23 protein-coding genes and 2 tRNA genes are annotated in these 26,125 nt (G+C 55.2%); 17 read left to right on the plus strand and 8 right to left on the minus strand.

Translation table 11 applies throughout. The features are described from left to right. Window positions 1-292 precede the first annotated feature (292 nt). Both HED22_RS12135 and HED22_RS12140 read right to left on the minus strand, forming a co-directional pair. Window positions 293-592 (minus strand): DUF4169 family protein, encoded by a 300-nt coding sequence (locus HED22_RS12135; protein ID WP_167722513.1) that lies wholly within the window; start codon window positions 590-592, stop codon window positions 293-295. 116 nt (window positions 593-708) lie between these two features. Beyond that, the gene (locus HED22_RS12140) at window positions 709-1,830 is read right to left on the minus strand and encodes a hypothetical protein (RefSeq protein WP_167722516.1); all 1,122 of its coding nucleotides are present in this window, start codon (window positions 1,828-1,830) and stop codon (window positions 709-711) included. Window positions 1,831-2,167: 337 nt separating this feature from the next. Between HED22_RS12140 and HED22_RS12145 the strand changes: the two genes are divergently transcribed. The 3 genes from HED22_RS12145 (at window position 2,168) to HED22_RS12155 (ending at window position 3,367) form a co-directional block, all read left to right on the plus strand. Next, window positions 2,168-2,244 (plus strand) — tRNA-Arg (locus HED22_RS12145). Between the two features lie 54 nt (window positions 2,245-2,298). Beyond that, window positions 2,299-2,375 (plus strand) — tRNA-Arg (locus HED22_RS12150). 200 nt (window positions 2,376-2,575) lie between these two features. Next, window positions 2,576-3,367, plus strand: coding sequence for a tellurite resistance TerB family protein (locus HED22_RS12155; protein ID WP_167722518.1), 792 nt, complete (start codon window positions 2,576-2,578; stop codon window positions 3,365-3,367). Window positions 3,368-3,468: 101 nt separating this feature from the next. Here the strand turns inward: HED22_RS12155 and HED22_RS12160 are convergent, their stop codons facing one another. Then, entirely contained in the window at window positions 3,469-3,957 is a 489-nt protein-coding gene (locus tag HED22_RS12160; RefSeq protein ID WP_167722520.1) for a fasciclin domain-containing protein, read from the minus strand. Between the two features lie 264 nt (window positions 3,958-4,221). Between HED22_RS12160 and HED22_RS12165 the strand changes: the two genes are divergently transcribed. Continuing rightward, window positions 4,222-4,743 (plus strand): glycine cleavage system protein R, encoded by a 522-nt coding sequence (locus HED22_RS12165; protein ID WP_167722523.1) that lies wholly within the window; start codon window positions 4,222-4,224, stop codon window positions 4,741-4,743. A 6-nt stretch (window positions 4,744-4,749) separates the two neighbouring features. Here the strand turns inward: HED22_RS12165 and HED22_RS12170 are convergent, their stop codons facing one another. Next, a complete protein-coding gene (locus HED22_RS12170; protein WP_167722526.1) occupies window positions 4,750-5,910 on the minus strand; it encodes a diguanylate cyclase in 1,161 nt (386 codons plus the stop codon). Between the two features lie 379 nt (window positions 5,911-6,289). Between HED22_RS12170 and HED22_RS12175 the strand changes: the two genes are divergently transcribed. Further along, window positions 6,290-7,276, plus strand: coding sequence for a CoA ester lyase (locus HED22_RS12175; RefSeq protein WP_167722529.1), 987 nt, complete (start codon window positions 6,290-6,292; stop codon window positions 7,274-7,276). 65 nt (window positions 7,277-7,341) lie between these two features. Here HED22_RS12175 and HED22_RS12180 read toward each other — a convergent pair whose 3' ends face one another. After that, a complete protein-coding gene (locus HED22_RS12180; RefSeq protein WP_167722532.1) occupies window positions 7,342-8,181 on the minus strand; it encodes an NAD(P)H-dependent oxidoreductase in 840 nt (279 codons plus the stop codon). Between the two features lie 97 nt (window positions 8,182-8,278). Between HED22_RS12180 and HED22_RS12185 the strand changes: the two genes are divergently transcribed. Next, on the plus strand, window positions 8,279-9,253 hold the full coding sequence (locus HED22_RS12185; RefSeq protein ID WP_254870005.1) for a LysR family transcriptional regulator: 975 nt from the start codon (window positions 8,279-8,281) through the stop codon (window positions 9,251-9,253). Window positions 9,254-9,286: 33 nt separating this feature from the next. On the opposite strand, the gene HED22_RS12190 is transcribed toward HED22_RS12185, so the two are convergent. Further along, complete coding sequence (locus HED22_RS12190; protein ID WP_167722535.1) at window positions 9,287-10,309, minus strand: zinc-binding alcohol dehydrogenase family protein; 1,023 nt, start codon at window positions 10,307-10,309, stop codon at window positions 9,287-9,289. Window positions 10,310-10,488: 179 nt separating this feature from the next. Here HED22_RS12190 and HED22_RS12195 point away from each other — a divergent pair, with 179 nt between their 5' ends. The 8 genes from HED22_RS12195 to HED22_RS12230 all read left to right on the plus strand — a co-directional run bounded on the left by HED22_RS12195 (window position 10,489) and on the right by HED22_RS12230 (window position 20,656). Then, on the plus strand, window positions 10,489-10,857 hold the full coding sequence (locus HED22_RS12195) for a helix-turn-helix domain-containing protein (RefSeq protein ID WP_167722537.1): 369 nt from the start codon (window positions 10,489-10,491) through the stop codon (window positions 10,855-10,857). Window positions 10,858-11,094: 237 nt separating this feature from the next. Next, a complete protein-coding gene (locus HED22_RS12200) occupies window positions 11,095-12,051 on the plus strand; it encodes an acetyl-CoA carboxylase carboxyltransferase subunit alpha (protein ID WP_167722540.1) in 957 nt (318 codons plus the stop codon). A gap of 126 nt (window positions 12,052-12,177) precedes the next feature. Then, window positions 12,178-13,014: an ion transporter gene (locus HED22_RS12205; protein WP_167722543.1), complete on the plus strand. Its 837-nt coding sequence runs from the start codon at window positions 12,178-12,180 to the stop codon at window positions 13,012-13,014. Window positions 13,015-13,129: 115 nt separating this feature from the next. Continuing rightward, the gene (locus HED22_RS12210) at window positions 13,130-13,909 is read left to right on the plus strand and encodes an MBL fold metallo-hydrolase (RefSeq protein ID WP_254870008.1); all 780 of its coding nucleotides are present in this window, start codon (window positions 13,130-13,132) and stop codon (window positions 13,907-13,909) included. A gap of 106 nt (window positions 13,910-14,015) precedes the next feature. Then, complete coding sequence (locus tag HED22_RS12215; protein WP_167722545.1) at window positions 14,016-17,243, plus strand: ABC transporter transmembrane domain-containing protein; 3,228 nt, start codon at window positions 14,016-14,018, stop codon at window positions 17,241-17,243. Window positions 17,244-17,299: 56 nt separating this feature from the next. Beyond that, window positions 17,300-17,545, plus strand: coding sequence for a hypothetical protein (locus HED22_RS12220; protein ID WP_167722547.1), 246 nt, complete (start codon window positions 17,300-17,302; stop codon window positions 17,543-17,545). A 180-nt stretch (window positions 17,546-17,725) separates the two neighbouring features. Beyond that, window positions 17,726-19,213 carry an NAD-dependent succinate-semialdehyde dehydrogenase gene (locus HED22_RS12225; protein WP_167722550.1) on the plus strand — a complete coding sequence of 496 codons (1,488 nt, stop codon included), beginning with the start codon at window positions 17,726-17,728 and terminating at the stop codon, window positions 19,211-19,213. A 42-nt stretch (window positions 19,214-19,255) separates the two neighbouring features. Next, window positions 19,256-20,656, plus strand: coding sequence for an aspartate aminotransferase family protein (locus tag HED22_RS12230; RefSeq protein WP_167722553.1), 1,401 nt, complete (start codon window positions 19,256-19,258; stop codon window positions 20,654-20,656). A 129-nt stretch (window positions 20,657-20,785) separates the two neighbouring features. On the opposite strand, the gene HED22_RS12235 is transcribed toward HED22_RS12230, so the two are convergent. Continuing rightward, window positions 20,786-21,211, minus strand: a complete 426-nt coding sequence (locus HED22_RS12235) for a hypothetical protein (RefSeq protein WP_167722555.1) — start codon at window positions 21,209-21,211, stop codon at window positions 20,786-20,788. Window positions 21,212-21,433: 222 nt separating this feature from the next. After that, window positions 21,434-22,453: a TRAP transporter substrate-binding protein DctP gene (dctP, locus tag HED22_RS12240; protein WP_167722558.1), complete on the minus strand. Its 1,020-nt coding sequence runs from the start codon at window positions 22,451-22,453 to the stop codon at window positions 21,434-21,436. Window positions 22,454-22,683: 230 nt separating this feature from the next. Here dctP and HED22_RS12245 point away from each other — a divergent pair, with 230 nt between their 5' ends. The 3 genes from HED22_RS12245 (at window position 22,684) to HED22_RS12255 (ending at window position 26,119) form a co-directional block, all read left to right on the plus strand. Beyond that, on the plus strand, window positions 22,684-24,081 hold the full coding sequence (locus tag HED22_RS12245) for a PLP-dependent aminotransferase family protein (protein WP_167722561.1): 1,398 nt from the start codon (window positions 22,684-22,686) through the stop codon (window positions 24,079-24,081). 155 nt (window positions 24,082-24,236) lie between these two features. Then, window positions 24,237-24,821 (plus strand): TRAP transporter small permease, encoded by a 585-nt coding sequence (locus HED22_RS12250; RefSeq protein WP_254870010.1) that lies wholly within the window; start codon window positions 24,237-24,239, stop codon window positions 24,819-24,821. Window positions 24,822-24,835: 14 nt separating this feature from the next. After that, window positions 24,836-26,119 carry a TRAP transporter large permease gene (locus HED22_RS12255; RefSeq protein ID WP_167722564.1) on the plus strand — a complete coding sequence of 428 codons (1,284 nt, stop codon included), beginning with the start codon at window positions 24,836-24,838 and terminating at the stop codon, window positions 26,117-26,119. Window positions 26,120-26,125 lie beyond the last annotated feature (6 nt).

The following is a 26,125-nucleotide window of genomic DNA, read 5'->3' on the forward strand; positions in this document are numbered from 1 at the left end:
GCGACCGGCACCTTGAAAAGGACTTTACGGTGCTGTGATTTGATGACCCGGCCATGCCGGACCTGCCGTGCAAACCTGTGTAACGGCCAAAACCTGCCCGTTTGACCCGCAACGCTGGCAAAAGGCCACCGTCACTGCGCACCAAACCCGGGCAGCGAACCTTTGCCACTCTGATCCCAAATTCCTGAAAACATCGCACACATGTCGGCTAACGCAGGCGCGTAAACCCATGCGATTACAGCCACCGCCACGTGACCAATCTGAATATGATGTTCAGAGAAAAACCGGGAAATCAGTGATCAGAAGAACGATCAGGCTCAGGCGCGAAAATTGAAACCACATTATTCTCGACGCGTTCGGCGGATGCTGTTTCCTCGCCCGTCGATTTCTCCGCCGCCGGATCGCTGGCATCGGCGACATCCACACGCTTGTGCCCGTCATGCTGCTTGTCAGCGTTCTTGCGTTCCTGATCGGTCAAACTGCGCTCGCCACGCGTTCGGCCATGCAAGGCACGATTTTGATCGGCCTTGCGCGCCTTTTCATCACGTTGTTTTTGTTTGCGTGCCTGACGCAGATTGACGAGATCGCCCATGTGACTCTTCTGTTTGCAAGCTTGCCAAATGCGGCGAAGCCCAAAATAAAAACGGGCGCTTCGATATCCCGAAGCGCCCGCCAGCCGTTCTTAAAATCCGTTTTGTCCGTTTGGACTTAGCGCACGAAGACGTGCACCTCGTTGGACGAAACTGATGCGCTGGTCGCATCGGAAGCACGCACGCGCGAGCTTGGCATGCCCATATCGGTCAGGGACCGAAGAACTGCCTGCGCGTTACGCTTGGATTTGTTGGCGTTCAGCGCAACCTGCGCCGGGGTACCACGATTCGGCGTTACCGCAACCACGTCAAAGCTTGCCTGCGGACGGCGTTCCAGAACACGGTTGACCGCGTTATAAAGCGCCTGTTCGTACTTCACGCTGGCCGAATCAAAGCGAATGACAACAAGCGGACGCTCGCTCGGTGCGGCAGCCATACGCTGACCGCTTGATGCCGGAGCAGCCTGTGACTGGAAAACACGCTTGGAAAAGGAATCCCCGAAGATCTCGCCGTTTTTGACAGCCAGAGCCAGCGCATTGAGGTTCGCACGCTCGGTGCTGACATAAGACGTCTGACGGGCAAGGCTTTCGCTGATTTCATTGAGAAGACGGTCAATCAGCACCGTGGTGCGGTTGGTTTCGTCTTCAAGCAGGGCCAGCTGACGGTGGTCTTCGTCAACAGCGCCTGAAACCTGATAGGCTGAACGAACCGACTCAAGCAGGAAGGTCGACAGCGTGCTGTCGGCGGCAACCTTGTTGGCCAGCGAGTTCAACGCGGCAATATCGTCATTCACACGGTCGAGTTCGCCCTGTGCGGTGTTCCACTGCTGCACCAGAACCGGGTTACCCGGGGTCGTGCCAACCTGCAGACGGGCGCTGATCGCTGCCACAGTGCCATGATAGGCCTGCGAATGCGCAACGGTTTGTCCACGCAGCTGCTGCAACTCATTGCTATGATTGTTCAAAGCCGCCTTCAGACGGTTGAGCTCCTGCTGCATGTTCTCGACTTTGGAACCGACAAAGGTTCCGGTCTGAGACACACCCGTCAGCGGTTCCGTGCTTGCAGCAACGTCATAGCTGGTGATGGCATCGGCACTGGCGGGCTGGGAAGCAACTGCAGTTTCCTGCGTCGTTTCCTCTTCTCCGGCAAGTGTCGGCCACAGGGCCTCAGAAGAAAAAGAACATCCCCCCAGCATCAGGGCGGTGCCGATTACGGCGAGGTAGGTTTTACGAACGGCCATTTCGATCTATTACCTAAGTAGAAATATGCGAATCTCCCTGGGCCTGCCTTTTTATCTAGGTGAAACAAGCCCCTGCTCCCCCGGGATTGAAAGCATCTTAGTCTACGACCACTTATGGAACAAGACGCATTTGCCCCTTTTTTGCCGAGTCTTGTCCTTATTCACTTCAAACCGGACAAAGCCGGGCAAATCAGAGGCGTAGCAGTCAGGCAAACCGCGCCTTACGAAAAAATGGCAAAATTTCAAATTTACTACTTGCAATGACCTGCGCGTTTGCATAAGTTCCGCTCCGCCGACGGGGAGAAGTCCTTTGCAAACCGCCGGAAAATAAGGCAAAGCGCCCGTAGCTCAGCTGGATAGAGCATTTGACTACGAATCAAAAGGCCGGGAGTTCGAATCTTCCCGGGCGCGCCATTGAAAGGCTCGACGTTATCGCGTCGAGCCTTTGCCTTTTATACAAGTCAAAAAGCGCCCGTAGCTCAGCTGGATAGAGCATCTGACTACGAATCAGAAGGCCGGAGGTTCGAATCCTTCCGGGCGCGCCAGTCAAAGGCCCGACGTTAACGCGTCGGGCCTTTGTGTTTTGCCCCACTCACGTCGCATCCCTTTGTTTGCATTTGTGCTCTGTGAACAAGGCCACAGCAAATCGACGATCCGGGCACGTTATGGCTGTTTGACACCGCCTGTCCCTTGCGAAGACCACCCTGCCGTTCATATCCAGATGCAATAGTGACAGGAGGAAGAAATGGATATTGGCAAACTACTTGGCGATGTTTTGGGATCTGGCAACGCGAACACGTCCGGTGGCGGTGGTGGTATGCTCGGCAAAATCGCCCAAAGTGCCCAAAGTGCAGGTGTGTCGTCACAAGGCGCCTCCAACGCAACCAAGGGCATCGGCAATATGTTGGGTAACGGTGTTGGCGGCGGGTTGGTCGGTGGCGCAATATCGGGCGGCCTGATGTCTGCTGTGCTTGGCTCCAAGAAAGGTCGCAAAATGGGCGGCAAGGTGCTTGCCTATGGCGGGACAGCACTGGTGGCAGGCCTCGCCTATAAGGCTTGGCGCGACTACCGCAATAACCAGCCGCCATCCGATCACAGTCAGGATGCAGATCTTGCAAATGTCCCGGTCGATAGCGGTTTTGCCCCCGATCATGAGCCCGACGCCAACCAAATGGATTTCCGATTGTCGCTTGTCCGCGCGATGATCGCGGCAGCCAAATCCGATGGGCACATTGATCAAACCGAACATGCCCGGATTTCTGAACAGATTGCAGCACTGCAACTTGGCCCCGAAGAAAAAGCCTTTCTGTTCGATGCCTTCTCGGCCGACGCCGACCCCATCGAAATCGCGAAACTCGCCAAGACCGAGGAACAGTCAGCGGAACTTTATCTTGTCTCCAATCTGGTGATTGATCCCGACGATCCCGCTGAAATGCAATATCTCGAAAGGCTAAGCGACGGGTTGCGCCTGTCAAACGACCTGCGCCAGCACCTTGATTTTCAGGTGCAAAACGCACGTCATCACAACGCAACCTGAACGCCCGCCAGCAAGCCTGTGTTTTGCAACCAACATCCGAACATATAAAAGCCCGGTGCGTTTCCACACCGGGCTTCTTTTTTTGTCTCGTTGTACTGGGCTTACATGCCCGGCATGATCACGGTGTCGATCACGTGAATCACACCGTTGTCAGCCTCGACATCAGCACTAACCACCGTGGCTTCATCAACCATCACACCGCTGGTGGCATCGACATCAATGCTGTCACCCTGGACACTGGCAACCATCATTTCCTTGCCTGCGATATCCCCGGACATCACTTTGCCCGGCACCACATGATAGGTCAGGATCGAAACAAGCTTGTCCTTGTTTTCCGGTTTCAGAAGATCCTCAACAGTTCCGGCCGGAAGCTTGGCAAAGGCTTCATCTGTCGGGGCAAACACCGTAAACGGACCTTCTCCTTTAAGCGTATCGACAAGACCGGCGGCCTTGACGGCAGCCACAAGCGTATTGAAAGAGCCCGCAGCAACGGCAGTATCAACGATGTCAGCTGCTTTGGCGGACATGGCACCAAAGGTAAGGCTGGCAGCGGTCGCAACGGCAATGAGAGACGATTTAATCGCAGACATGGTCTTAATCTCCTGTTGACCAACGTTAAGTTTAAACGTCGAATTGTTGCTGTCACACGAAGCCATACGCCCCATCAGCACGCGTCAGTTCAATCATATGATTGTGATGACGATGGCCCCATCCAATCACCTGTTCACAACGTACTCGGCCCTTCGTGCGCAGCGATTTCAGGACAAAATCACTGCACCTCGGTTCGCTGCGGTGTTATGGTCTGCTGATCACAAGGGCAAAGCCCGATAAGGGACCTAGGAGGAAGCGCACCAATGAATGCCAACACCCGGATCACCATTTCCTGCGATGACCGCGTCGGTTTGATTTCCGATATCACCGGGCGGCTATTTGATATCGGCACCAATCTTGGTCCGACGTCCTTTTCACTCGAAGGCGGTGTTGCCAGGTTCGAAACCACTTGCGAACTTCCCGAAGATTGCCCGATTGCCGAATGTGAAACCGGCCTGCGTGAACTCGCGCTTGAAAATGCCGACATCACGGTCGAAACCATCGCCGCCGCGCCGGAGCTGACCACCGCACCGGGGGCCACCCATCTGATTGAATGTTCGGGAATTGATCAGCCTGGCCTGATCGCGCGTCTGTCGGAAATCTTTATCGAATATAATGCCAACATCGTGCGTCTGGCAGCATCGGCAACCGACGAAAAGGATGCGCGGATCTACACCCTGCGCTTTGCGGTTGCCATTCCGCCGGAACGTGCCGCCAACTGCTTGGCAACCCTTGCCAATACGGCGGGCTCCATGCGCCTCGTCTTCAAGTTCGACGAACTCTAGGCTTGGCTAAATCACCACGCGGTTCCGACCGGATTGCTTTGCCTGATAAAGCTTCTGGTCGGCACTTTTCAGCACCGCCCACGGATCGGTGGTTTCCTCATCACGTTCGCACACACCAACTGAAATGGTGACGGATACGGATTTGGATTTTTCCGGCGGGGTGATTTTGTTCTCCGCGATCCGCTTGCGCAACGCATCAAGCGGCTCTTGTGCCCGTTCGGCACTGCGCCCGGCAAACAGCACGGCAAACTCTTCACCGCCATAACGGTATGCCTTGCCGCCCCCGCCAACACGTGCGAGTTCGCGTGCAACCTTTTTCAGAACGATATCGCCAACATCATGGCCATAGGTGTCGTTGAACTTCTTGAAGTGATCAACATCGAGCATCGCAATCGCATACTGATTGCCAAGTTCCGCCATGGCATGACCCAGTGCACGCCGCCCCGGCAACCCGGTCAGATCATCAACAAACGCCATCCGCCAAGCTTCCTGCGCCAACCCCGCCAGCACAACACCCGTCGCGGCCAGATACCCGTACTGAATAACACCGGTTCCCATCACCGTTGCCACATCAATGGCGATGATGGCGGCGGCAAAACTCGTTTCAAGCGGTCTGTGCCGGATCAAAAGCAACACCACCGCGATGAACGAAATGATCATCGCCGGATGGGGCATCGCGCCCAGAATGCCGCTACTGACAAAAAAGCGCGTATCGAGCACGCGATGAAGGGCTGATCCGACATCGGGCTGGCCTGCCAGCATCAACATGACAAATAGCTGCAATCCCAGAACCAGCATCCGGGCAATGCCGCGCGGGTTCAAAACACCACGCTCCGCCGTAAAGCCCAGCAAAAGCAGATTGATCGGGATCAGATAAAGTGTTGCGATCCGAAGAAACGCCAATCCCTCCGCCGAGATGCCCGCCCCATTGCCAACCAGCAGCCAATAGCAAACCAACAACAGCAACATGACAAAAACCGCACGCCCGCGGTTAAACCACCAGCCAATCGCCCCGCCCAGAACCGCCAGCAAAAACGGCCCATATTGCACCAGACCGGCAAGTTCCGCAGGCACCAGTGTTGGTGAAACAGCCAGCACCAGACACGCGCCCAAAATAAGCGCAGGTGCCAGACCGGCAGAAACAACAATGGAATAAGCGCGACGCATGGGGCGTTCGATACTACCTGCTGATGGGGCCTTAAGGACCCGCTTTTGGCGGCGTCCCCGGTATCGCCGGTAATCTAACGGCAGTCCGGTTAAGGGGCTATTGCTTTATCCGGCTTGCATCGAGTTTTTCTTAAATACGGAATATCTGCGTCGAAAGCACTAGAAGGATAATCGTATTAGGGCTTGCCAGCATTCGCGTCCGCACCATAAGTTACCCACAGGATTACTGCGACGCACAATGATTGCAGACCACATAACTGTCACGGCGGCCACGGTACGATCCCGAAAACGGGACGCATAAATACGCCACATGCTTCGCGCGATGATCCGTCGCCTGCGACGCACTGATTGAAATGACAGGTTCTGGAGAAACGTTACCATGAGCTTCACCACACCGACCCCGGCCCCGGCACGTCTGAACCGCTCCGAGCTTGCCGTTCCCGGCAGCCGGATCGAACTGTTTGAAAAGGCCGCAAAATCTAAGGCCGATGCCATTTTCCTTGATCTGGAAGACGCGGTTGCGCCCAGTGACAAGGAACAGGCGCGCAAGAATATCATCGAAGCCATCAACGACATCGACTGGGGCGACAAGGTTCTCTCGGTCCGGATCAACGGCCTTGATACCCATTATATGTATCGCGACGTTGTTGATGTGCTCGAACAGGCTGGTGATCGGCTGGATCTGATCATGATCCCCAAGGTCGGCACTGCTGCGGACGTTTACGCCCTTGATATGATGGCAACCCAGATCGAAACCGCCAAGGGCCGCAAAAAACGCATCGGGTTTGAACTGATCATTGAAACCGCGCTCGGCATGCAGAATATCCACGAAATTGCTGCCGGATCACCACGTAATGAAAGCCTGCATTTCGGTGTCGCCGATTACGCCGCCTCGACCAAGGCGATGACAACCGGTATTGGCGGCCCGAACCCTCATTATGGCGTTCTGACCGACAAGGATGGCGACAATCCGCGTGACTATCACTGGGGGGATATGTGGCACTACGCCATTGCCCGCATGGTGGTTGCGGCGCGGGCCAATGGTCTGCGCCCGATTGATGGTCCGTTTGGCGATTTCTCTGATCCCGATGGCTACCGCGCACAAGCCGCCCGCGCCATGGTGCTCGGCTGCGAGGGCAAATGGGCCATCCACCCAAGCCAGATCGCCCTTTCCAACGAAGTCTATTCGCCGTCGGAAGAAGAAGTCACCAAGGCCAAGCGCATCCTTGAAGCCATGGAAAAGGCCCAGGCCGAAGGTGCCGGCGCCGTTGCCCTGGATGGCCGTCTGATTGACATCGCGTCGATCAAACAGGCCGAAGTCATGGTCCGACAGGCCGAAGCCATTGCTGCGCGCGACGCGGGCTAAGCCTTTATAGACAGATCAAAATCGAAAGGGCCGGGGTTTCATCTCCGGCCCTTTTTGATTTTCCTCTAAGATGCCATCGCACGGACTTTGCGAACCTGTCCGCGCAGCACTTCTTCAGGATCACCATCACGCACCAGATGCATGTTGATGCCATCCGACCCACCCCCCAGCTCGGGCTTCAGCCGCTGCTTGCCATCATAGTGCCCGCCATTCTGGGTGCGATACGGGATTGGATCATCGGTAAACAGACCTGCCAGACGCTCCCTGAACGCGGTCTTGATTCCCGCCCATCCTTGTTCATCCATGCGATCACTGCGATAGACCGGAAATGGCGGCATGACATCCATTCCGGGATAGAAAAGCGCGCCATGCTGGATCGGCCATAGCACATCGTGAATGCTGCCATTCACGCCACGGTCGCTGTAATGCGGCAAATGTCCGCCAATCGGCACGATCAGCATCGCCCGACGCCCGGCAAGTGTGCCCTCGCCGTACCGATCCCCCCAGCGTTGGGCATTATGTTCGCCGACACCATAGGCAAAACCAAAGGCAAACACCCGATCAAACCAGCCCTTCAGGATGGCGGGCATCCCGTACCACCACAACGGAAAGCTGAACAGCACCGCATCTGCCCATAAAAGCTTGTCCTGCTCGGCGGCAATATCATTGGACTGGGTGCCAGCCGCATAGGCCTTTTTGGATTCCGCGATGTAAATCAGGCGATCAGGATCGCGGCGCTCGGTAAAGTCTTGCGCATCGGCAAGCGGCTTCCAGTTCATCGCATAAAGATCGGAAACCTTCACCTCATGCCCATCAGCGCGCAGCTTTTCAACCGCGATATCCTTAAGCGCGCTGGTCAGGGATGCGGGTTCCGGGTGGGCATGAACAATCAAGACATTCGACATTGGGCCGTCCTTTTCAAAGGGGATCACGTTCGATGGGTGATCATGGCCTGATCTTCTGCTATCTTTGAAATTCAATGATTTTTGGTCTGGTATAAATATGACAGATATCAGCAAGCTTGACCTCAACCTGCTGGTTACGCTCGATACCCTGCTGGCCGAACGCAATGTCACCCATGCGGCAAGGCGCCTGAACCTGAGCCAACCAGCCATCTCGACCCGGCTGACACGCCTGCGGGATTTGCTGGATGATCCATTATTGCTGCCCGCACAGCGCGGCATGATCCCGACCGAACGCGCACTTGAATTGCAGGAACCACTGCATCAGGCGCTCGAAGGCGTGCGCCGGGTGATTGCGGAAAACAGCCCGTTTGACCCATCGACCATCACCGCCACCATTGCGATTGCCGCCAGTGACTATGTGCAATACGCGGTCCTGATGCCGCTTCTTGAAATTCTGCGCCGCGATGCGCCGGGCATCAAAGTCGCCTGGCGGACGATTGATACATCGATACTCGATGCCCAAATGGCGCGCGGCGATATCGGCTTGGCCCTTTCCACCCCGGAAACCGCACCCGAAACACTTCGGATGCGCAAAATCTATCGCGAGGAATATGTCGCAATCGCCAGAACCGACCATCCGGCAATCAGTGGAACGCTTGATCTCGACCGGTTTTGTGCGCTGGACCACGTGATCGTCTCGCCCGAAGGCGGCGGCTTTCAGGGGCCCGCCGATGATGCGCTTGCGGCCCTTGGGCGCAAACGCAATGTTGCCTTATCCGCACCGGGATTTCTTGTTGTCCCTGAAATCGTCGCACGCAGTGATATGATTGCCCTTGTACCCAGCCGGGTTGCACAGGGCCGCGCCGATCATATCCAGATATTTGCGCCACCCCTGCCCGTCACCGGTTTTGACATGGCGCTGATCTGGCATGACCGCACCACCACACATCCGATGCATCGCTGGATCCGTGATCAGATCACAACCCTGATCGGCAATGACGCGACCGGTTTATCCGCGCAACCTGCCAAACCAAAAAAGGCCGACCCGCGACAGTTACGTGGATCGGCCTGAGATTGAGATGCCTGTTATCGTCAGGCCTCGTGATCAGTCGGCAATACCGTCAAAGGTGATCTTGCCAATGGCCTTGCCGCTTTCCAGCAACGCATGCGCCTTCTGAAGGCTTTCCGGTGTCAGCGGACCAAAGCTTTCATTGGCGGTATTGGTAATGATGCCGTCATCAACCAATTGGGCGACCGTCGTCAGAAGCTTGTGCTGCTCGATCATATCGGCCGTTTCAAACATCGAACGGGTAAACATGAACTCGTAAGAGAAGCTGGCAGACTTGGCTTTCAGAAGATCCACATTGTGGTTTTCCTTGGCCTCGGTGATCGTCACGATCCGGCCTTGCGGTGCGATCAGGGTGGTCATCACATCAAAATACTGATCGGTTTCCGACGTGCAGAAAATGTAATCAACATTGGTAACGTCGATGGCCGACAGTTCTTCATCCAGCGGTTTGCGATGATTGATCACCTGATCTGCACCAAGCTTTTTGACCCATTCGATGGTTTCCGGGCGCGATGCGGTCGTGATGACTTTCAGGCCGGCAAGCTTTGCCAACTGAATGGCGATTGACCCAACCCCACCGGCACCGCCAATGATCAGGATTGTTTTGTCAGCATTGGCCTCAACCGCTGTACGATCGATCAGAAGACGATCAAACATCGCCTCCCACGCGGTAATCGTGGTCAGTGGCAAGGCCGCGGCTTCGGCAAATCCAAGTGATTTGGGCTTGGGTGCAACAATGCGCTCATCAACAAGCTGCAGCTGGGCATTGGAACCCGAACGGGTCACATCCCCGGCATACCAGACCTCATCGCCCGGACGAAACAGGGCAACGTCTTCTCCAACCGCCTCGACCACACCGGCCGCATCCCAACCAAGCACCTTGAACGCACCGTCATCCTGCTTGCCCTTGCGGACTTTGAAGTCGACCGGATTAACCGCAACGCCCTTGACCCGAACCAGGATATCGCGTCCTTCGGCGACCGGGGCATCGGTTTCGATCTGGGTGAACAACCCGTCGGTTTCGACCGGGGCAGACGTATAAACACCAATGGCTTTCATCGTTGGCCTTCCTTCTCATCAAAGGTTTGATTTGTGAATGGCCAAGTTCTAACGCATAATCCCCATTGAAATAAGTACGCACATTTTTTGCATATAGTATCAGTTTGTATACTATTGTGATTTTCCGCGTCTTACAGGATCAGAACCTGTGCTAGAACTTGATTATTTAGAGGTTGAACATGGCGACCTGCCCATCAAACAGAAGTCCCGGCTGCCCGGTTGAAGGCGCGCTTGATGTGATTGGCGGCAAGTGGAAAGGCGTTGTCATTTTCCATCTGCTTGACGGCACCAAACGCTTTAACGAGTTGCGCCGTTTGATGCCCGGTGTGACGCAGCGCATGTTAACCCGCCAACTCCGAGAGCTGGAGGCGGACGGCCTTGTGCATCGCGAAGTGTATGCCGAAGTCCCACCGCGCGTTGAATACAGCTTGACCGCCAAGGGCGAAACGCTGCGCGGCATCATTCTGGCCCTGAAGGATTGGGGCGAAACCCACGTTCCTTACTATGCCCTGTCAAAAAACCCGATGCCCGAAAGTGAAACAGCGTAATCACAACGCCGACCAATACGTCTCCCTGTTTAATAACCGGGGGCTTTATGGTCTGTGTGATCTGGTTACTGGACGGCACCGACATCAACGTGCAAACTGGTGATATTAAAAATAGCTTTAAGCGCCAGATGCTTTACATAAACGGAAAATGTGGGCCGCGGATCGGTCGCCCCTTGACGTAGCGGGTCGATATACTATGTTCCGCCCAAATGTTTCCCAGTCGGATATGATGCCCTGATGCATAACTTCCTTGATTTTGAAAAACCGATCGCCGAACTCGAAGGCAAGATCGAAGAGCTCCGTCACCTGACGGGCAATGACGAAGTCAACATCGCAGACGAGGTTTCCCGCCTTCAGGAAAAGCTGACCAAGCTTTTGCAAGGCACCTATGGCAAGCTGACTCCTTGGCAAAAGACCCAGGTGGCGCGCCATCCGGACCGTCCGCATTTCACCGACTATATCGCCAATCTGTTTGACGATTTCACCCCGCTTGCCGGTGACCGCCAGTTTGGCGAAGACGCAGCAATCATTGGTGGTTTTGGTCGTCTGCAGGGTCGTACGGTAATGGTAATCGGCCATGAAAAAGGCCGCGACACCGAAACCCGTGTAAAACACAATTTCGGTTCTGCCCGTCCCGAAGGCTATCGCAAGGCGATCCGCCTGATGCGTATGGCGGAACGTTTCAATATTCCGGTTGTCACCCTTGTTGATACCGCCGGTGCCTTCCCCGGCGCCGATGCCGAGGCCCGCGGCCAGTCCGAAGCCATCGCGCGGTCAATCGAAGCCTGCCTTGATATCAAGGTGCCGCTGGTCTCCGTGATCATTGGCGAAGGCGGATCGGGTGGCGCGATTGCACTTGCGGTCGCCAACAGCGTTCTGATGCTTGAAAACTCGATCTATTCGGTGATTTCACCAGAAGGCTGTGCATCGATCCTCTGGCGTTCCGGCGACGAAGCCAAAACTGCCGCCGAGGCATTGCGTCTTACTGCACAGGATCTGTTGCAGCTTGGCGTGATCGACGAAATCGTGCCAGAGCCCCTTGGCGGCGCACAGCGCGACACCAAGGAAGCCTGCAAACGGGTTGGAAATGCGATCATCAAGCAACTCGAAAGCATGGATGATGTCGAAGGCGGCGTTCTTAAGGCACGCCGTCGTGACAAGTTCCTTGAAATGGGCCGCAAGGGCCTGAACTGATTTCTCATTCAGGGCGCAGACCATCATCAGTGATGCTGCGCCCTGTTGTTATTTTCCGGCGCAGTCTGTCCGTCGGTTATATCCGGCACATCAAAGCGCCCTTTTCCGGCTTGGTCGGGAGGCACCATGAACTTTCTTCGCCGGATTGTTGAATCCAACCGTTTTCAAAATTTCATCACCGCTGTCATCGCGCTGAATGCCATCATCCTCGGGCTTGAAACATCCCCGACGGTGATGAATGCAGCCGGTGCTTTTCTGCATGCGCTTGATCAGTTGGCGGTCGCGATCTTTGTCGTCGAACTTCTGATGAAACTGATCGTTTATCGCTTGGCATTCTTCAAACGCGCCTGGAATATTTTTGATTTCACCATTGTTGCCATCACCCTGTTGCCCGCCGGTCAGGGCGTCTCGGTGCTGCGTGCCCTGCGTATCCTGCGTGCCTTCCGCCTGATTTCGACGGTTCCTTCGATGCGCAAGGTGGTCGAGGCCCTGATGCGTGCCATTCCGGGCATGGTTTCGGTTCTGACATTACTGTCATTGGTGTTTTACGTATCAGCGGTGATGGCCACAAAGCTGTTCGGTGAAGGTTTTCCTGAATGGTTTGGCACCATAGGCGCGTCGCTTTATTCCCTGTTCCAGATCATGACGCTGGAAAGCTGGTCGATGGGGATTGTGCGCCCGGTCATGGAGTCTTATCCGCATGCGTGGCTGTTCTTTGTACCATTTATCCTGATCACAACATTTGCAGTGCTGAACCTGTTTATCGCGATTGTGGTCGATGCGATGTCGAGCCATGTCGACGTTGAAGAAACCCAGACTCGTGATGTGATTGAGCTTGATCATCGGGAAATTATGAACGAACTGCGCGCCCTTCGTGCCGAAATGAGCAAACTTTCCAGCGCGCGGAACGAACAGCCGCAAGACGCTTCAGCCGATCAAAACAAGTCATCCACAACATCGTGAACAATCGGTCATGTTGGGGTTGCCTGTAAAAATTGAGGTATTTCTCATAAAAAGGGGGTGGTTAAACGCCATGAACCTCGTCTAATCTTTCGACAAAATATCGGGAGATCGGGGAATGAAGCTTACGTTTGCGGGGACAGGTTCGGCCTTTTGTATGGCCGCTGACAATTTTCAGAGCAATATGGTTCTGGAAACGACCCCGTCGGGCAATGACCAACCACAGCGCCTGCTTATTGACTGTGGCTCAGATGCGCGCCATTCGCTGCGCAATCTTGGTTACATGCCAAACGATTTTCATGGCGTTTATATCAGCCATCTGCATTCGGACCATATCGGTGGTCTGGAATGGATGGCGCTGGCAAACTACTTTGTCTTTGATGGTCATCGCACAGAGCTGTTTGCAGTCAAGGAATTGCTCGATCCTCTGTGGGAACATTCCCTGCGCGGCGGCCTTGAGACCAGCGACCATGGCAACAGCAAGTTGTCATCCTATTTCGATGTCGTGCCGCTCAACACCAAGGACGGTTTTGACTGGCAGGGCATGCATTTCAATGTGATCCCGGTTGCCCATGTCGTCACACCGGAAAATACGATGTATTCCTATGCCCTGTTCGGGCATGGAAAAGATAAGTCATTCTTCCTGACAACTGATGCGATCTTCAATCCAAAAGATCATATGCCGTTTTACAAAAAGGCGGATATCATCTTTCAGGATTGTGAACTCGGCCCCCGCCATTCCGGGGTACATGCACATTACGACCAACTTGTAACCCTGCCTGAAGACGTAAAGGCCAAGATGTGGCTGTATCACTATCAGGCCTATGACCAGCCTGACGCGGTGGCAGATGGTTTCTGCGGGTTCATTGAACCGGAACAAAGTTTTGATCTTGGTTGATCACAAACCCGGCGCATAACCTGCACACTAGGGTCAGGACCCTACCCAATAATAAAACGAGCAAACGGAACAAAAATGTTCCACAACCACAAAACGGGACGTGCGAATGCCCAAATCGGTTTTTGCCTATATATGGCGCCATAGCCGCCTGCAGCAGATCATTTTGACCGTGATCACGCTGGCCTCTTTCCCGTTCCTGTATTACTCGCTTGATCTGCCCAAACAGATCGTCAACGAAGCCATCGGCGGTGCCGGTGCGCCTTATGACATTCTGGGTGTCGACCTGACCCAGATCGAATACCTGTTTGCCCTTTCAGGTATTTTTTTGGCCCTTGTCTTCGTCAATGGCGGGTTCAAATATTTCATCAACGTTTATCGCGGGGTGATGGCCGAACGGCTGTTGCGGCGCCTGCGCTATTTGCTGTTCGATCGTGTTTTGCGGTTCCCGGTTCCGCATTTCCGCAAAACCAGTCAGGGCGAAATTGTTTCCATGATCACCGCCGAGGCCGAACCGCTTGGCGGTTTCTTTGGCGAGGCGATCTCATTGCCGCTCTATCAGGGCGGCATTCTGATAACGATTTCGGCCTTTATTTTTATTCAAGATCCCTTGATGGGACTGGCAGCCATCGCGTTCTATCCGCTGCAAGGCTACCTGATCCCCAAGCTGCAAAAACGCGTCAATCTGTTGGGCAAACAGCGCGTGCAGAATGTGCGCCGCATGTCCGAACATATCGGCGAGGCGGTTGGCGGGGCGACCGATATTCGCGCCAACGAAACGCAAGGCTTCGAGCTGACCCATTTCACCCAGCGCCTGGGCCGGATTTTCGATATCCGCAAGGAAATCTATTATCGAAAGTTCTTTATCAAGTTCCTCAACAACTTCATCGCCCAGATCACGCCGTTCTTCTTCTATTCGATCGGTGGCTATTTGGTGATCACCGGTGATCTGAGTTTCGGTGCACTGGTTGCTGCCCTTGCAGCCTACAAGGACATGTCCGCACCCTGGAAGGAGCTGCTCGCCTATTATCAGCGCCTTGCCGATGCCCGCATCAAATACGAACAGCTTCATGAACAGTTCGAACTAAGCGACCTTGCGCCTGAACATCAGCTTGATGCCCAGACGTCCAAACCCCTCACCGGACCGCTTGACGTCAGTGCGCTGTCTTGGACCGATGATGACGGGACGCGCGTCGTTGAAAATGTGTCCTTCAACATGCCCCTTCCGGGCAAGGCGCTTTTGGTCGGATCATCAGACAGTGGCAAGTCACAATTGGCGCGCCTTCTGGCACGCATTCTTGACCCCAGTGGCGGGCGCATCCAGTTTGCCGATCTGGATGCTTCAACCCTGCCTGCTGCCGTGGTTGGGCAACGTCTGGCCTATGTCGGGGCAGACGCCTATCTGTTTAATGGCAGTATTTCGGACAACCTGTTCTATGGCCTGAAACACCGTCCGGTCTTGCTCGAACAGGGCAACGACAATCCAGACCCGAAAGAGGCCAAGACAGAAAACGCTGTTGTCACCACCAATGCGGCCCCCGAAAAGACAAAGCCCTATCCGGATCCCAAATTCGTCGATGTGATCGAACTAAGCGATCCAACCGAATTGCCCTGGAAACTGACCCGCGAGATGTATGACGAGATCAACCTGTCGGGCAACATCCCGTATGATCCGTCGGCCGAGTGGATTGATTATGTCGGGCCGGGCTTTGAATCGCGCGAAGACCTGCAAAAGGAACTGATGCGCCTGCTTGAGGTGGTCGGCCTTGATCGTGACATCTATCGCATCGGTCTTCTGCGCCGGATCAGTCCGGAAGAACGCCCGGGGCTTGTTCAATCGGTCCTCGACGTCCGCCCGCGACTTAAGGAAATTCTGGCCGAACGGCAGTTGTCAGATCTTGTCGAACCGTATGATTTCGAAAAATACAATGATAACGCACCGGTTGGTGTGAACATCATGTTCGGGACACCGTCGCGCACCGAATTCAAACGGTTTGACTTCCTGTCGCACCCCTATATCCAGAAAAGCCTGCGTGAGAACGGCCTCTACGACAAAATGGTCAAGATGGGCCGTGAAACGCTCGATCTGATGATCGAACTGTTTACCGGCCTGCCGCCGGGGCATGAATTCTTTGACCGCTACAGCTTTGTCTCGGCCGACGAAATTCCCGAAGTCAAAAACATCCTGCGCCGAACAGACGGTGTGGCGGTTGATGACATGCGCAAGGAAGACCAGTTGCATCTTCTTGATGTCGCCATGCACCTCACCCCGGCCCGTCACCGTTTGCGCGTGATTGATGACGGTTTCCGTGAACTTGTCTTGCAGGCCCGACCAAAGGTCCGCGCCAATCTGCCAGACGAACTGGCGAAATATATCGACTTCTTCGATGCCGATGGCTACGCACCTGCGGCACCGATCCTTGATAACCTGCTGTTTGGCCGCTTTGCCTATGGCCGTGCAAATTCTGAAGAACGCGTTGGCGAGGTCCTGTTTGAAATTGCCCATGAAGGCGGCCTTTACGAAGGGCTGGTCGCACTGGGTCTGGAAAGTCAGGTCGGGGTTGGCGGCAGTCGCATGTCCCAGACCCTGCGTCAGAAAATCGCGCTTGTCCGTGCCCTGATCAAGAACCCGGATCTTCTGGTGGTTGATGAAGGGTTGTCTGCCCTTGACCGTGAAACCCGCGAAAGCATTATCAATTACCTTACCGGTGAAAGTGATCATACCAGTCTGGTCTGGGTTGATGATGACGATCATGACGGGGATAAGTTCGATACGCTTTTGCAGATGTCAAACGGCAAACTGGTCAAACGTCGCAGCATTGCAGATGAAGGCGAGACGACAACCGAGGATGCCGAAGACGATGCCGCAGCTCCTGAAAGCGGTGACATCGATCAGGAAGTCCGGCTGCTGCGCACGATCCCGCTTTTCGCCGGGCTTGATCCCAGTGTCGTCAAGCTGCTGGCCTTTACCAGCCCACGCCTGACCTTCAAACATGGCGAGGTTCTCGTCAAACAGGGGGATCCGGGCGATGCTGCCTTTATCGTCATTTCCGGACGTGGTGAGATCTGGCTGACCACCGATGAACACCAGACCCTGAAACTGCGTGATGTCCACCCCAAGGAAGTCATCGGTGAAATCGCGCTTCTGGTTGATGCACCGCGTTCCGCCACGATCCGTGCTGTCGAAGACATGACGGTTCTGAAACTCGACAAGGCCGAATTCCTTGGCCTTGTCCGACAGGACCAGGCTGTCTCCAACCAGCTGATCCGCGTTCTGGCCGAACGGCTTGATCAAACCACCAAACAGCTCACCAACCGCACCAACGACAATGGATGACGGCCTTTGCGCAGTCATCCCTGCCTTGTACCAAATGAACCTGTGATCCCTGCCCCATGAACAAGATCGCCTCTATCCTGCTTGCCGGACTGCTCGCCATTGTCATGCTGGGTGGCTTTGTCGCCCTTGTGGGCGGCAGCATCGTGGGTGCGCTTGTTTTTGTCGTGGGCATTCCGGTCGCCTTTCCGATGACAACCAGCGTGGTGGTCCTGTTCTTTGCCGTCATCATCATCCGCACCGTCATAGAAAAGCAGCGCCAGAAGCGGGAAATGCGCAAATATCTCGACGACGCAGAAGATTGATTTTCTGCGCTTTTTAGCCACTGGCAGAAAAAACATTCGTTTTTTGCCACCTCGGGCCAAAAAAAACGCATCAAATGGCATGGAGTTCGGACACCTCCTCTGATCAACCGTTGCTACCTTCCTCCCAGTTCAATGACACGCTTCGTGCAAACCGCGCCAAGCTCAAGGAAGGAGGCCACCATGACGGCACAATCAAAGGAACAACGCTGCGTATCGCTTAGCCAGCTGTCCGATCTGCGTCTGCTGCGCGAACATGCCTATATTGATGGCCGCTGGTGCTCGGCTGATAACCTGCAAGTCATCGAAGTCACCAACCCGTTTGACGGCAGCTTCATCGGCACCGTTCCGAACATGGGGATCTCCGAAACCCGCAAGGCCATCGCGGCCGCCAAGGAAGCCTTCCCGAAATGGGCCGCCCTGTTGCCGCAGGAACGCGCAAACGCATTGCGCCGCTGGCATGATCTTCTGATCGAAAACAAGGAAGACCTGGCCCTTCTGATGACCCTTGAACAGGGCAAACCGATCAACGAAGCCCGCGGCGAGATTGATTACGCCGCAAGCTTTGTCGAATTTTACGCCGAGGAAGCCAAACGGGTGAATGTTGAAAACATCACATCCCACCTGCCCGGTCGCAATATGTCGGTCAAACGCGAACCGATTGGTGTCACCGCGGCGGTAACCCCGTGGAACTTCCCGTGCGCCATGATCACTCGCAAGGCTGCTGCTGCACTGGCGGCGGGTTGCTCCATGATCGTGCGTCCGGCCACCGAAACGCCGTTCTCGGCAACCGCTTTGGCCGAACTGGCCGAACGTGCCGGTATCCCGGCGGGTGTGTTTAACATCGTCACCGGCGATCCGAACCCGGTCGTGGGCGAGCTTTGCGGCAACACCGAAGTCCGTGCACTGTCCTTTACTGGTTCGACCGAAGTTGGCCGTTTGCTGCTGTCCCAGGGCGCACAGACGATCAAGAAAATGTCGATGGAACTGGGCGGTCATGCGCCGTTCATCGTCTTTGATGATGTCGATCTCGATGAGGCCGTCGCACACGCGGTAAACGCCAAATTTGCCACCAGCGGCCAGGACTGCCTTGCTGCGAACCGCATCTATGTTCAGCGCGACATTTATGACGACTTCCTTGATAAATACGCCAAGGCCATCGCAGATTTGCGGGTTGGCAACGGCATCGAGGAATATGTCGAAATCGGTCCGCTGATGCATGACCGTGCGGTTGCCAAATGCGAAGAACATGTTGCAGACGCACGCGCCAAAGGCGCACGCGTTGTCACCGGCGGCAAGAAAATGGGCGGGCTGTTCTTTGCCCCGACCTTGCTTGCCGATGTCACCGAAGACATGCAGATCTATCGCGAGGAAACCTTTGGTCCGGTCGCACCCGTCATGGTCTTTGACACCGAGGACGAAGTCGTCGCCAAGGCCAATGACAGCGAATATGGCCTTGCTGCCTATCTTCTGACCAAGGACAACGACCGGGCGGCACGTGTTTCCAATGCACTTGAATACGGCATGGTTGCGCTGAACTGCGTGAAAATCACCGGCGCGCCGATCCCGTTTGGCGGCGTCAAGCAATCCGGTCTGGGTCGCGAAGGATCGCGCCATGGCCTCGAAGAATTTACCGAACTGAAATACGTCTGCGCTGCTTACAAAGCGTAATGCGCGCAAGGGCATCAACCGCATTCACATGGGAGAATTAAAATGAATGTCATCAAAAACACCACTGCTGACCTGCAGGAAATGGACCGGGCGCATTTCATGCATCCGTCGACCCATATGCGTCAGCACGCGGCTGGCGAAACCCCGAACCGCATTATCAATGGCGGCAAGGGCATCTATATCCACGACACCGAAGGCAAGGAAAGCCTTGATGCGTTTGCCGGTCTGTATTGTGTAAACGTTGGTTATGGCCGCACCGAAATTGCCGATGCAATCTATGCCCAGGCCAAGGAACTGGCGTACTACCACACCTATGTCGGTCACAGTAACGAAGCGATCATTCGTCTGTCGGATCGTATCGTCAAAAGCGCACCCGAAGGCATGCAGCGCGTCTATTATGGCATGTCCGGTTCGGATGCGAACGAAACCAACATCAAGCTGATCTGGTACTACAACAACATCCGCGGCCTGCCGCAGAAAAAGAAAATCATCTCGCGTTGGCGCGGCTATCACGGCTCGGGCATCATGACCGGCAGCCTGACCGGCCTTGCCGCCTTCCACAACGCGTTTGACCTGCCGCGTGCACCGATCCTGCACACCACCTGCCCGCACCACTACTGGAACGCAGAGGCCGGTGAAACCGAGGCAGAATTCGCCAAACGTTGTGCCGATGATCTGGAAAAAATGATCCTGCGCGAAGGTCCGGAAACCGTTGCTGCCTTCATTGGCGAGCCGGTCATGGGCACGGGCGGCATCATCACCCCGCCGGAAGGCTACTGGGAAGCAATCCAGGCCGTTCTGAACAAATATGACGTCCTGCTGGTTGCTGACGAAGTCGTTACTGCCTTTGGCCGTACCGGGTCCTATTTCGGCTCGCTTCACTATGGCATCAAGCCGGACCTGATCACGATTGCCAAAGGCGTCTCGTCGGGTTACCTGCCGCTTTCGGGTGTGATCATTGGCGAACGCGTCTGGAAAGTGCTCGAACAGGGTTCTGATCAGATGGGCCCGATCGGCCATGGCTGGACCTATTCGGCCCATCCGGTTTGCGCGGCTGCGGCCAACGCCAACCTTGATATTGTCGATGGTGAAAACCTGACCGGCAACTCGGCTGAAACCGGTGGCTACTTCCAGCAGCGCCTGCATGAAACCTTTGACAACCATCCGCTGGTTGGCGAGGCACGCGGCGTTGGCCTGATGGCGGCCCTTGAGTTTGTCGCAGACAAAACCAAGAAGGAACGCTTTGATCCGAATGCGAAAATCGGTCCGCGCGTTTCAGCCGCCTGCCTTGAGCGTGGTATGATCGCACGCGCCATGCCGCATGGTGACATCCTTGGCTTCGCACCGCCGCTTTGCATCACCAAGGCAGAGGTCGACAAGGTTATCGACATCGCCAAACAGGCCGTTGATGCGGTTGCCGACGAAGTTGCCGCTGGCAAATAAGCCAGACTGATACCACTACGACATAACCGATAGCCGCCGCGTCATACCTTCTTCCCGACGCGGCGGTGCACAGGGGCCGGGCCCATGACCGGCCCCTGTTTTTGTGTCTGCGCGCCAGAAATCAGGTCATCAGCAGGCAGTTTCAAACTTGCCATCGGCACCTTTTTTTGACGACACCGTGCACTCGGCGGTCGGACTGCCCGATGCATTGATGATCGTAAGTTTGATTTCGGCGTTTCCACCTTTCGTTGCCGGCTTCCACCAGATCGAACCGGCACCATCCGAACCAGACAGGTTCAAATAGGGCGCGGCCCCCTTGTTGGTCACCCCGGCAACGACGTCGGAATTGTCAGAGTTGCTCAGCGCATCCTCTACGGTCACCGCTGCCGCATCCGGCGATTTCTCAGCCAGTTCGGTTTTGGAAATCGGCACACCATTGGGATTGCGCACCTCAGCCTTTGGTGAGCTCACAATCGAGCCGAGCAACAGCAACGCAAACATAATCGCCGGGAAAAGAGCGTCACGGATACCCTGAAGCAGATTGAACATATTCACAGCCAAATCCTTTCACGTCAGTTTCATCACCACAGTCCGATCCCCGGACAGGGCACGTATCTGACGCAGCACACTTGATGTTGTGAGCATCGCAGGGATGTATCAACCGACCATTCAGTCCAGATTTCCTGACGTCAAAACGTATAGTCGGCACAAACAAAAACCCCCGCAAGCATCGCCTGCGGGGGTTTTGTGAAATCCCGTTAAGTCGGGGAATTCAAATTACATTGCGGTACCGAATTCTTCACGAAGCGATTTCAGCACTTCTTCGGTATCGCCACCAACTTCTTCAACAAGGCTTGCGCCAACGCCTTTGGACGCTTCCTTGAAGGCCGCACGCTGTTCATCGCTCAAGCGGATAACTTCGATTTCCGGCTTGGCTTCCTTGATGCGGGCAAGGGCTTCGTCGTTTGCCTTTTTCTGGGCTTCATAGATGAAGTCATCCAGTTCGGCCTTAACTTCTGCCAGCATCTCTTTGCGTTCATCCGACAGACCGTCATAGAACGCCGCGTTTGAAACCACGGTGGTGGTGTATTGCTGCTGACCGGCATAGATCAGATAGTCGGTCACTTCGTAGAATTTCGCACTTTCAACGAAGAAGATCGGGTTTACCTGTGCATCGACCACGCTGGTCTGAAGACCGGAATAAACCTCACCCCACGGAAGGGCAACCGGATCGGAACCAAATGATTTATAGGTCTCGATCAGGATCGGCGAGGTCATGACGCGGAATTTCACACCATCGAAATCAGCCGGCTTTTCGACCGGTTTCTTGGTGGTCCAGACCATTTCGCCTTCCGGGTACATGGTATAAAGCTTGAGCCCCTTGGACTCGAAATCCTTCGACAGACCGTCATAAATCGTCGGGCTCGAAGACAGAACCTTCTTGTTTACCTCGTTATCCTGCGACAGCAGGTACGGAACGCCAAAGACCTGAATTTCCGGAACAAAGGTGCCAAGGTGGCCCGGCGATGCGTTCGAGAACTGAACAGCACCGGCTGCAGTCAGCTCGGTAATGTCGTTCTCGGTACCAAGCTGGCCATAGGTGTAGATGGTCACATTCACATCGCCATCAGTCTTTTCTTCGACAAGGCGTTTGAATTCCTGCGCATAAAGGTCCTGAACATCACCCGGGCTTTCTTCGTGGGCGAATTTCCATTCCTCTGCTTGGGCGGCGGTTCCGGCAACCGCAAACAGCGCAGCGGCAGAAAGGGTCGCCTTAAGGAGTTTGTTCAGACTCATATCGAAGTCTCCCGTGTTATCGCACTCAACGACCGGCGCCAACACGCTTGAAGGCACTCAGATCGGAACGCTTGATTTCAAGATCACATTAGGTGAACGCGCAAAGTGTTGAAATGTTCCTGCATCAGGTCAATGCTAGTTTTGTCTCATGACAAATTAGTATCAAGGCCTACACAGAACCCCACCCGGCATGTTAGGGTCGCGAAAACATCAGGGGTGGAAATAGAAACATGTGGTTACCTGAAATCGACCTAAGTGGCGAAACAGGTCCAAAATACAAGGCCCTCGTCGAAGCAATCATCACCGATATCGAAGCAGGCAGACTTCGACATGGCGTTCGGATGCCAACACACCGTGAACTGGCCTACCGCCTGAAAGTCAGTGTCCAAACCGTAAGTGCCGCTTACAAGGAAGTCGAAAGACAGGGATATCTGCGATCCGAAAGGCGACGTGGAACCTTTGTTCAGGCCCGCCTGACAGACCGGGCATCGTCCTTCATTCTCGATAGTCGCCAGCCCGATCTGATTGATCTTTCCATTGTGCGGGCGGCCTATACCGATTTCCATAATGATCTGTCGCGTCAGATGCACGCCAAACTGGCCGAAGAACCCCATCACAGCTGGATGGAAAGCTGCCGCCCGGTCGCAGGCTTCGAGTACCACCGCGAGATCGGCCGCACCTGGCTCGCAGGTATGGGGGTCGATGTCGAGATCCCGAACCTTCTGATCACCAATGGCGCGGCACAGGGGGTCTTTACCGCCCTGTCCACTGTCATTCAGCCCGATGACGTCGTGCTTACCGAAAGCCTGACCGATCATGGCGTGATCGGATCGGCCAGCATCCTGCGCTTTAAGCTCGGTGCCCTTCCCACCGATGACGAGGGCATCTTGCCCGATGCCTTTGAACGCGAATGCCGCACGCGACAGGTCCGCGCGCTTGTCGTGACCCCGATCTTCACCAACCCGACCAATTGCCTGATGGGGCTGGAGCGGCGCAAACGCATCGCCGAAATCGCCGAACATTATGGCGTTTACGTCATCGAGGATGATGTTTATCGCCCGCTTCTCGAAGAAAATCTGCCACCGATCACAAGCTTTTTGCCCAAGCTTGGCTTTCATGTTTCAAGCCTGACCAAGGTCGTCATGCCGGGCCTCAGAACCGGATTTTTGACCGTTCCGGCACACTTGTCGATTCGCGCCAGCAGCGTTTTGCGCGTCACCGGCTGGATGGGGACTCCACTGATGGCAGAGATAGGCGCACGCTGGATTGCCGATGGCACGGTCGATCAGGCCGTCACGGTTCAGCGCGCCCTGATGCGCGAACGTCAGGCACTGGTCGCCGACATTCTGGGGGATGCGGTCGTCCGCCATCACCCGACATCACTCAGCGCCTGGGTCCGCATCCCCGAACATTGGCAGGAAGAATGGTTTGCCTCTGAACTGCGGAAAAACGGGGTTGCGGTCACGATTTCCGACCCGTTCATGACGGTCAAAGTGCCCCGGCCAAATGCCATGCGCATCTGCCTTGGCGGTGCACCTGATACGCCGACCGCGCATCACGCCCTGATCCAAATTCGTCACACCATGGATCAGATGCCGGGCGTTCATGCCTTCGACGTGATGTATTGATTTTGTGTCATGACAAAAATCTGATTGAACCATCACAAAGCGTTTTTATTCTGACTGAACCGGCGTGAAGCGAACGACAGCCCGTGTGGGAGGGAACCAAACAACCACACAGTACGTTCTACAACAATGTCTCGCACGCGCATCAAGGAGGTTCTATGTCAGGTTCAAACGGGGAGGCCCCCGCTCCGAGCGGCGGGGCGTTGGGTATTCTGAGAAAACTTGATCACGGCTTGTCCGTTGTCGAGCGACAGCTTCTTGGATGGAGCATCATCATCATGGCGGTGAATACCGTCGCCAATGTGATCATGCGTCTGGGCTTCAATTCGAGCATCTTCTTTTCCGAAGAACTCAATCAGTTTCTGATCATTCTTGTGACCTTTGTCGGCATCAGCGAGGCCGCCCGCATGGGGCGCCATATCCGCATGTCGGCCTTTACCGATATGCTTGGGCCGCGTGCCAGCAAGATCATGATGATCATCATTACCCTTGGCACGGCCTGCCTGCTGTTCCTTCTGGCGTGGTATTCGCTTGATTATGTTTCATCCCTGATCACGTCAAACCGTCTGACCCCGGCCTTACGCATCCCCTATTACCTGACCGTTCTGATCGTGCCGTTTGGCCTGTGCGTTACAGGCATTCAGTTTGTTCTGGCAGCGTTGACCAATATCCTCAAACCGGGGACGCACCTGTCCTATCAGGTTGAGGACAAGTTTGACGACGCCGACGAGCATCATCTGTAAGGGGGAATGGAAAAATGGATTTAGGTACAACAATCCTTCTGGTGATGCTGGTCCTGCTGGTGCTGGGCTTCCCGATGATGGTGCCGCTGGCAACCGCCAGTGTCGTTGCCTTCATGTTTTACATGCCGATCCCTGAACGCATTCTGATCCAGCAGATGGTCACGGGGATTTCACCGGTCGCGCTGATCGCGGTGCCAATGTTTATCTTTGCCGCCGACATTGTGACAAAGGGGCATACCGCCAACCGGCTGATTGACCTTGCCATGACCTTTGTTGGCCATGTGCGCGGCGGTTTGGCCGTCACAACGGCCCTTGGCTGCACGATGTTTGGTGCGGTGTCGGGGTCGACACAGGCGACCGTGGTTGCCATGGGCGGACCGCTGCGTCCCAAGATGCTCAAGGCGGGCTACGAAGACAAATTCGCCATGGCACTGATCATCAATGCCAGCGACATTGCCTTCTTGATCCCGCCATCAATCGGCATGATCGTGTTTGGCGTGGTTGGTAAAGTCTCGATCGGTGAGCTGTTCCTGGCCGGTATTGGTCCGGGCATTCTCATTCTGATCATGTTCTCGCTGTACTGCATGTACTACGCCAAAAAGAACGACATCCCGACCATCCCGCGCATGACCTGGGCGGAACGCGGCAAGGCCGTGATCAATGCTGGTCCTGCCATCATGTTCCCGGTTCTGATTGTCGGCGGCATTTATCTGGGTTGGGTCAGCCCGACCGAGGTCGCGGCTGTTGCCGTGGTCTATGCGATCATTCTTGAAGTTCTGATCTTCAAGTCGGTCAAATGGTCGGAACTGCTGTCAATTGCGCGTTCAACCGGGCTGATCACAGCGGTCGTGTTCATTCTGGTGGGCGCTGGCACGACATTCTCGTTCGTGATTTCCTTTGCCCAGATCCCGCAACATGTGATTGGGGCGCTCGGACTTGAAGGGGCGAACCCCTACATCATTTTGGCCGCGATTTGCATTGCCTTCTTCATCGGTTGCATGTTCGTTGACCCGATTGTAGTCATTCTGGTACTGACGCCGATCTTCATGCCGCTTGTCAATGCGGCTGGTCTGGACCCGGTTCTTGTCGGTACGCTGGTCACACTTCAGGTCGCTATTGGCTCTGCCACACCCCCGTTCGGGTGTGACATCTTTACGGCCATAGCGATCTTCAGGCGACCCTATGCCGAGGTCATCCGTGGAACGCCGCCCTTCATCTTCATGCTGCTGCTTGCAGCGGTGATTTTGATCTTCGTTCCGCAGATCGCGCTGTTCCTGCCAGAGCTTGCCTTCCACTGATCAGGC

Origin of the sequence: Thalassospira sp. HF15 (genome assembly GCF_011806525.1) — a bacterium.
Taxonomy (GTDB): Bacteria; Pseudomonadota; Alphaproteobacteria; order Rhodospirillales; family Thalassospiraceae; genus Thalassospira.

What these genes read in the sequence shown, in the direction of transcription:
- HED22_RS12195 (WP_167722537.1), top strand. Translation starts at nt 10,489, where the DNA reads ATGGCGACCTGCCCATCAAACAGAAGTCCCGGCTGCCCGGTTGAAGGC.
- HED22_RS12215 (WP_167722545.1), top strand. Translation starts at nt 14,016, where the DNA reads ATGCCCAAATCGGTTTTTGCCTATATATGGCGCCATAGCCGCCTGCAG.
- HED22_RS12190 (WP_167722535.1), bottom strand. Translation starts at nt 10,309, where the DNA reads ATGAAAGCCATTGGTGTTTATACGTCTGCCCCGGTCGAAACCGACGGG.
- HED22_RS12170 (WP_167722526.1), bottom strand. Translation starts at nt 5,910, where the DNA reads ATGCGTCGCGCTTATTCCATTGTTGTTTCTGCCGGTCTGGCACCTGCG.
- HED22_RS12140 (WP_167722516.1), bottom strand. Translation starts at nt 1,830, where the DNA reads ATGGCCGTTCGTAAAACCTACCTCGCCGTAATCGGCACCGCCCTGATG.
- HED22_RS12210 (WP_254870008.1), top strand. Translation starts at nt 13,130, where the DNA reads ATGAAGCTTACGTTTGCGGGGACAGGTTCGGCCTTTTGTATGGCCGCT.
- HED22_RS12245 (WP_167722561.1), top strand. Translation starts at nt 22,684, where the DNA reads ATGTGGTTACCTGAAATCGACCTAAGTGGCGAAACAGGTCCAAAATAC.
- HED22_RS12165 (WP_167722523.1), top strand. Translation starts at nt 4,222, where the DNA reads ATGAATGCCAACACCCGGATCACCATTTCCTGCGATGACCGCGTCGGT.
- HED22_RS12175 (WP_167722529.1), top strand. Translation starts at nt 6,290, where the DNA reads ATGAGCTTCACCACACCGACCCCGGCCCCGGCACGTCTGAACCGCTCC.
- HED22_RS12220 (WP_167722547.1), top strand. Translation starts at nt 17,300, where the DNA reads ATGAACAAGATCGCCTCTATCCTGCTTGCCGGACTGCTCGCCATTGTC.
- HED22_RS12255 (WP_167722564.1), top strand. Translation starts at nt 24,836, where the DNA reads ATGGATTTAGGTACAACAATCCTTCTGGTGATGCTGGTCCTGCTGGTG.
- HED22_RS12250 (WP_254870010.1), top strand. Translation starts at nt 24,237, where the DNA reads ATGTCAGGTTCAAACGGGGAGGCCCCCGCTCCGAGCGGCGGGGCGTTG.
- HED22_RS12135 (WP_167722513.1), bottom strand. Translation starts at nt 592, where the DNA reads ATGGGCGATCTCGTCAATCTGCGTCAGGCACGCAAACAAAAACAACGT.
- HED22_RS12155 (WP_167722518.1), top strand. Translation starts at nt 2,576, where the DNA reads ATGGATATTGGCAAACTACTTGGCGATGTTTTGGGATCTGGCAACGCG.
- HED22_RS12205 (WP_167722543.1), top strand. Translation starts at nt 12,178, where the DNA reads ATGAACTTTCTTCGCCGGATTGTTGAATCCAACCGTTTTCAAAATTTC.
- HED22_RS12225 (WP_167722550.1), top strand. Translation starts at nt 17,726, where the DNA reads ATGACGGCACAATCAAAGGAACAACGCTGCGTATCGCTTAGCCAGCTG.
- dctP (WP_167722558.1), bottom strand. Translation starts at nt 22,453, where the DNA reads ATGAGTCTGAACAAACTCCTTAAGGCGACCCTTTCTGCCGCTGCGCTG.
- HED22_RS12180 (WP_167722532.1), bottom strand. Translation starts at nt 8,181, where the DNA reads ATGTCGAATGTCTTGATTGTTCATGCCCACCCGGAACCCGCATCCCTG.
- HED22_RS12160 (WP_167722520.1), bottom strand. Translation starts at nt 3,957, where the DNA reads ATGTCTGCGATTAAATCGTCTCTCATTGCCGTTGCGACCGCTGCCAGC.
- HED22_RS12230 (WP_167722553.1), top strand. Translation starts at nt 19,256, where the DNA reads ATGAATGTCATCAAAAACACCACTGCTGACCTGCAGGAAATGGACCGG.
- HED22_RS12200 (WP_167722540.1), top strand. Translation starts at nt 11,095, where the DNA reads ATGCATAACTTCCTTGATTTTGAAAAACCGATCGCCGAACTCGAAGGC.
- HED22_RS12185 (WP_254870005.1), top strand. Translation starts at nt 8,279, where the DNA reads ATGACAGATATCAGCAAGCTTGACCTCAACCTGCTGGTTACGCTCGAT.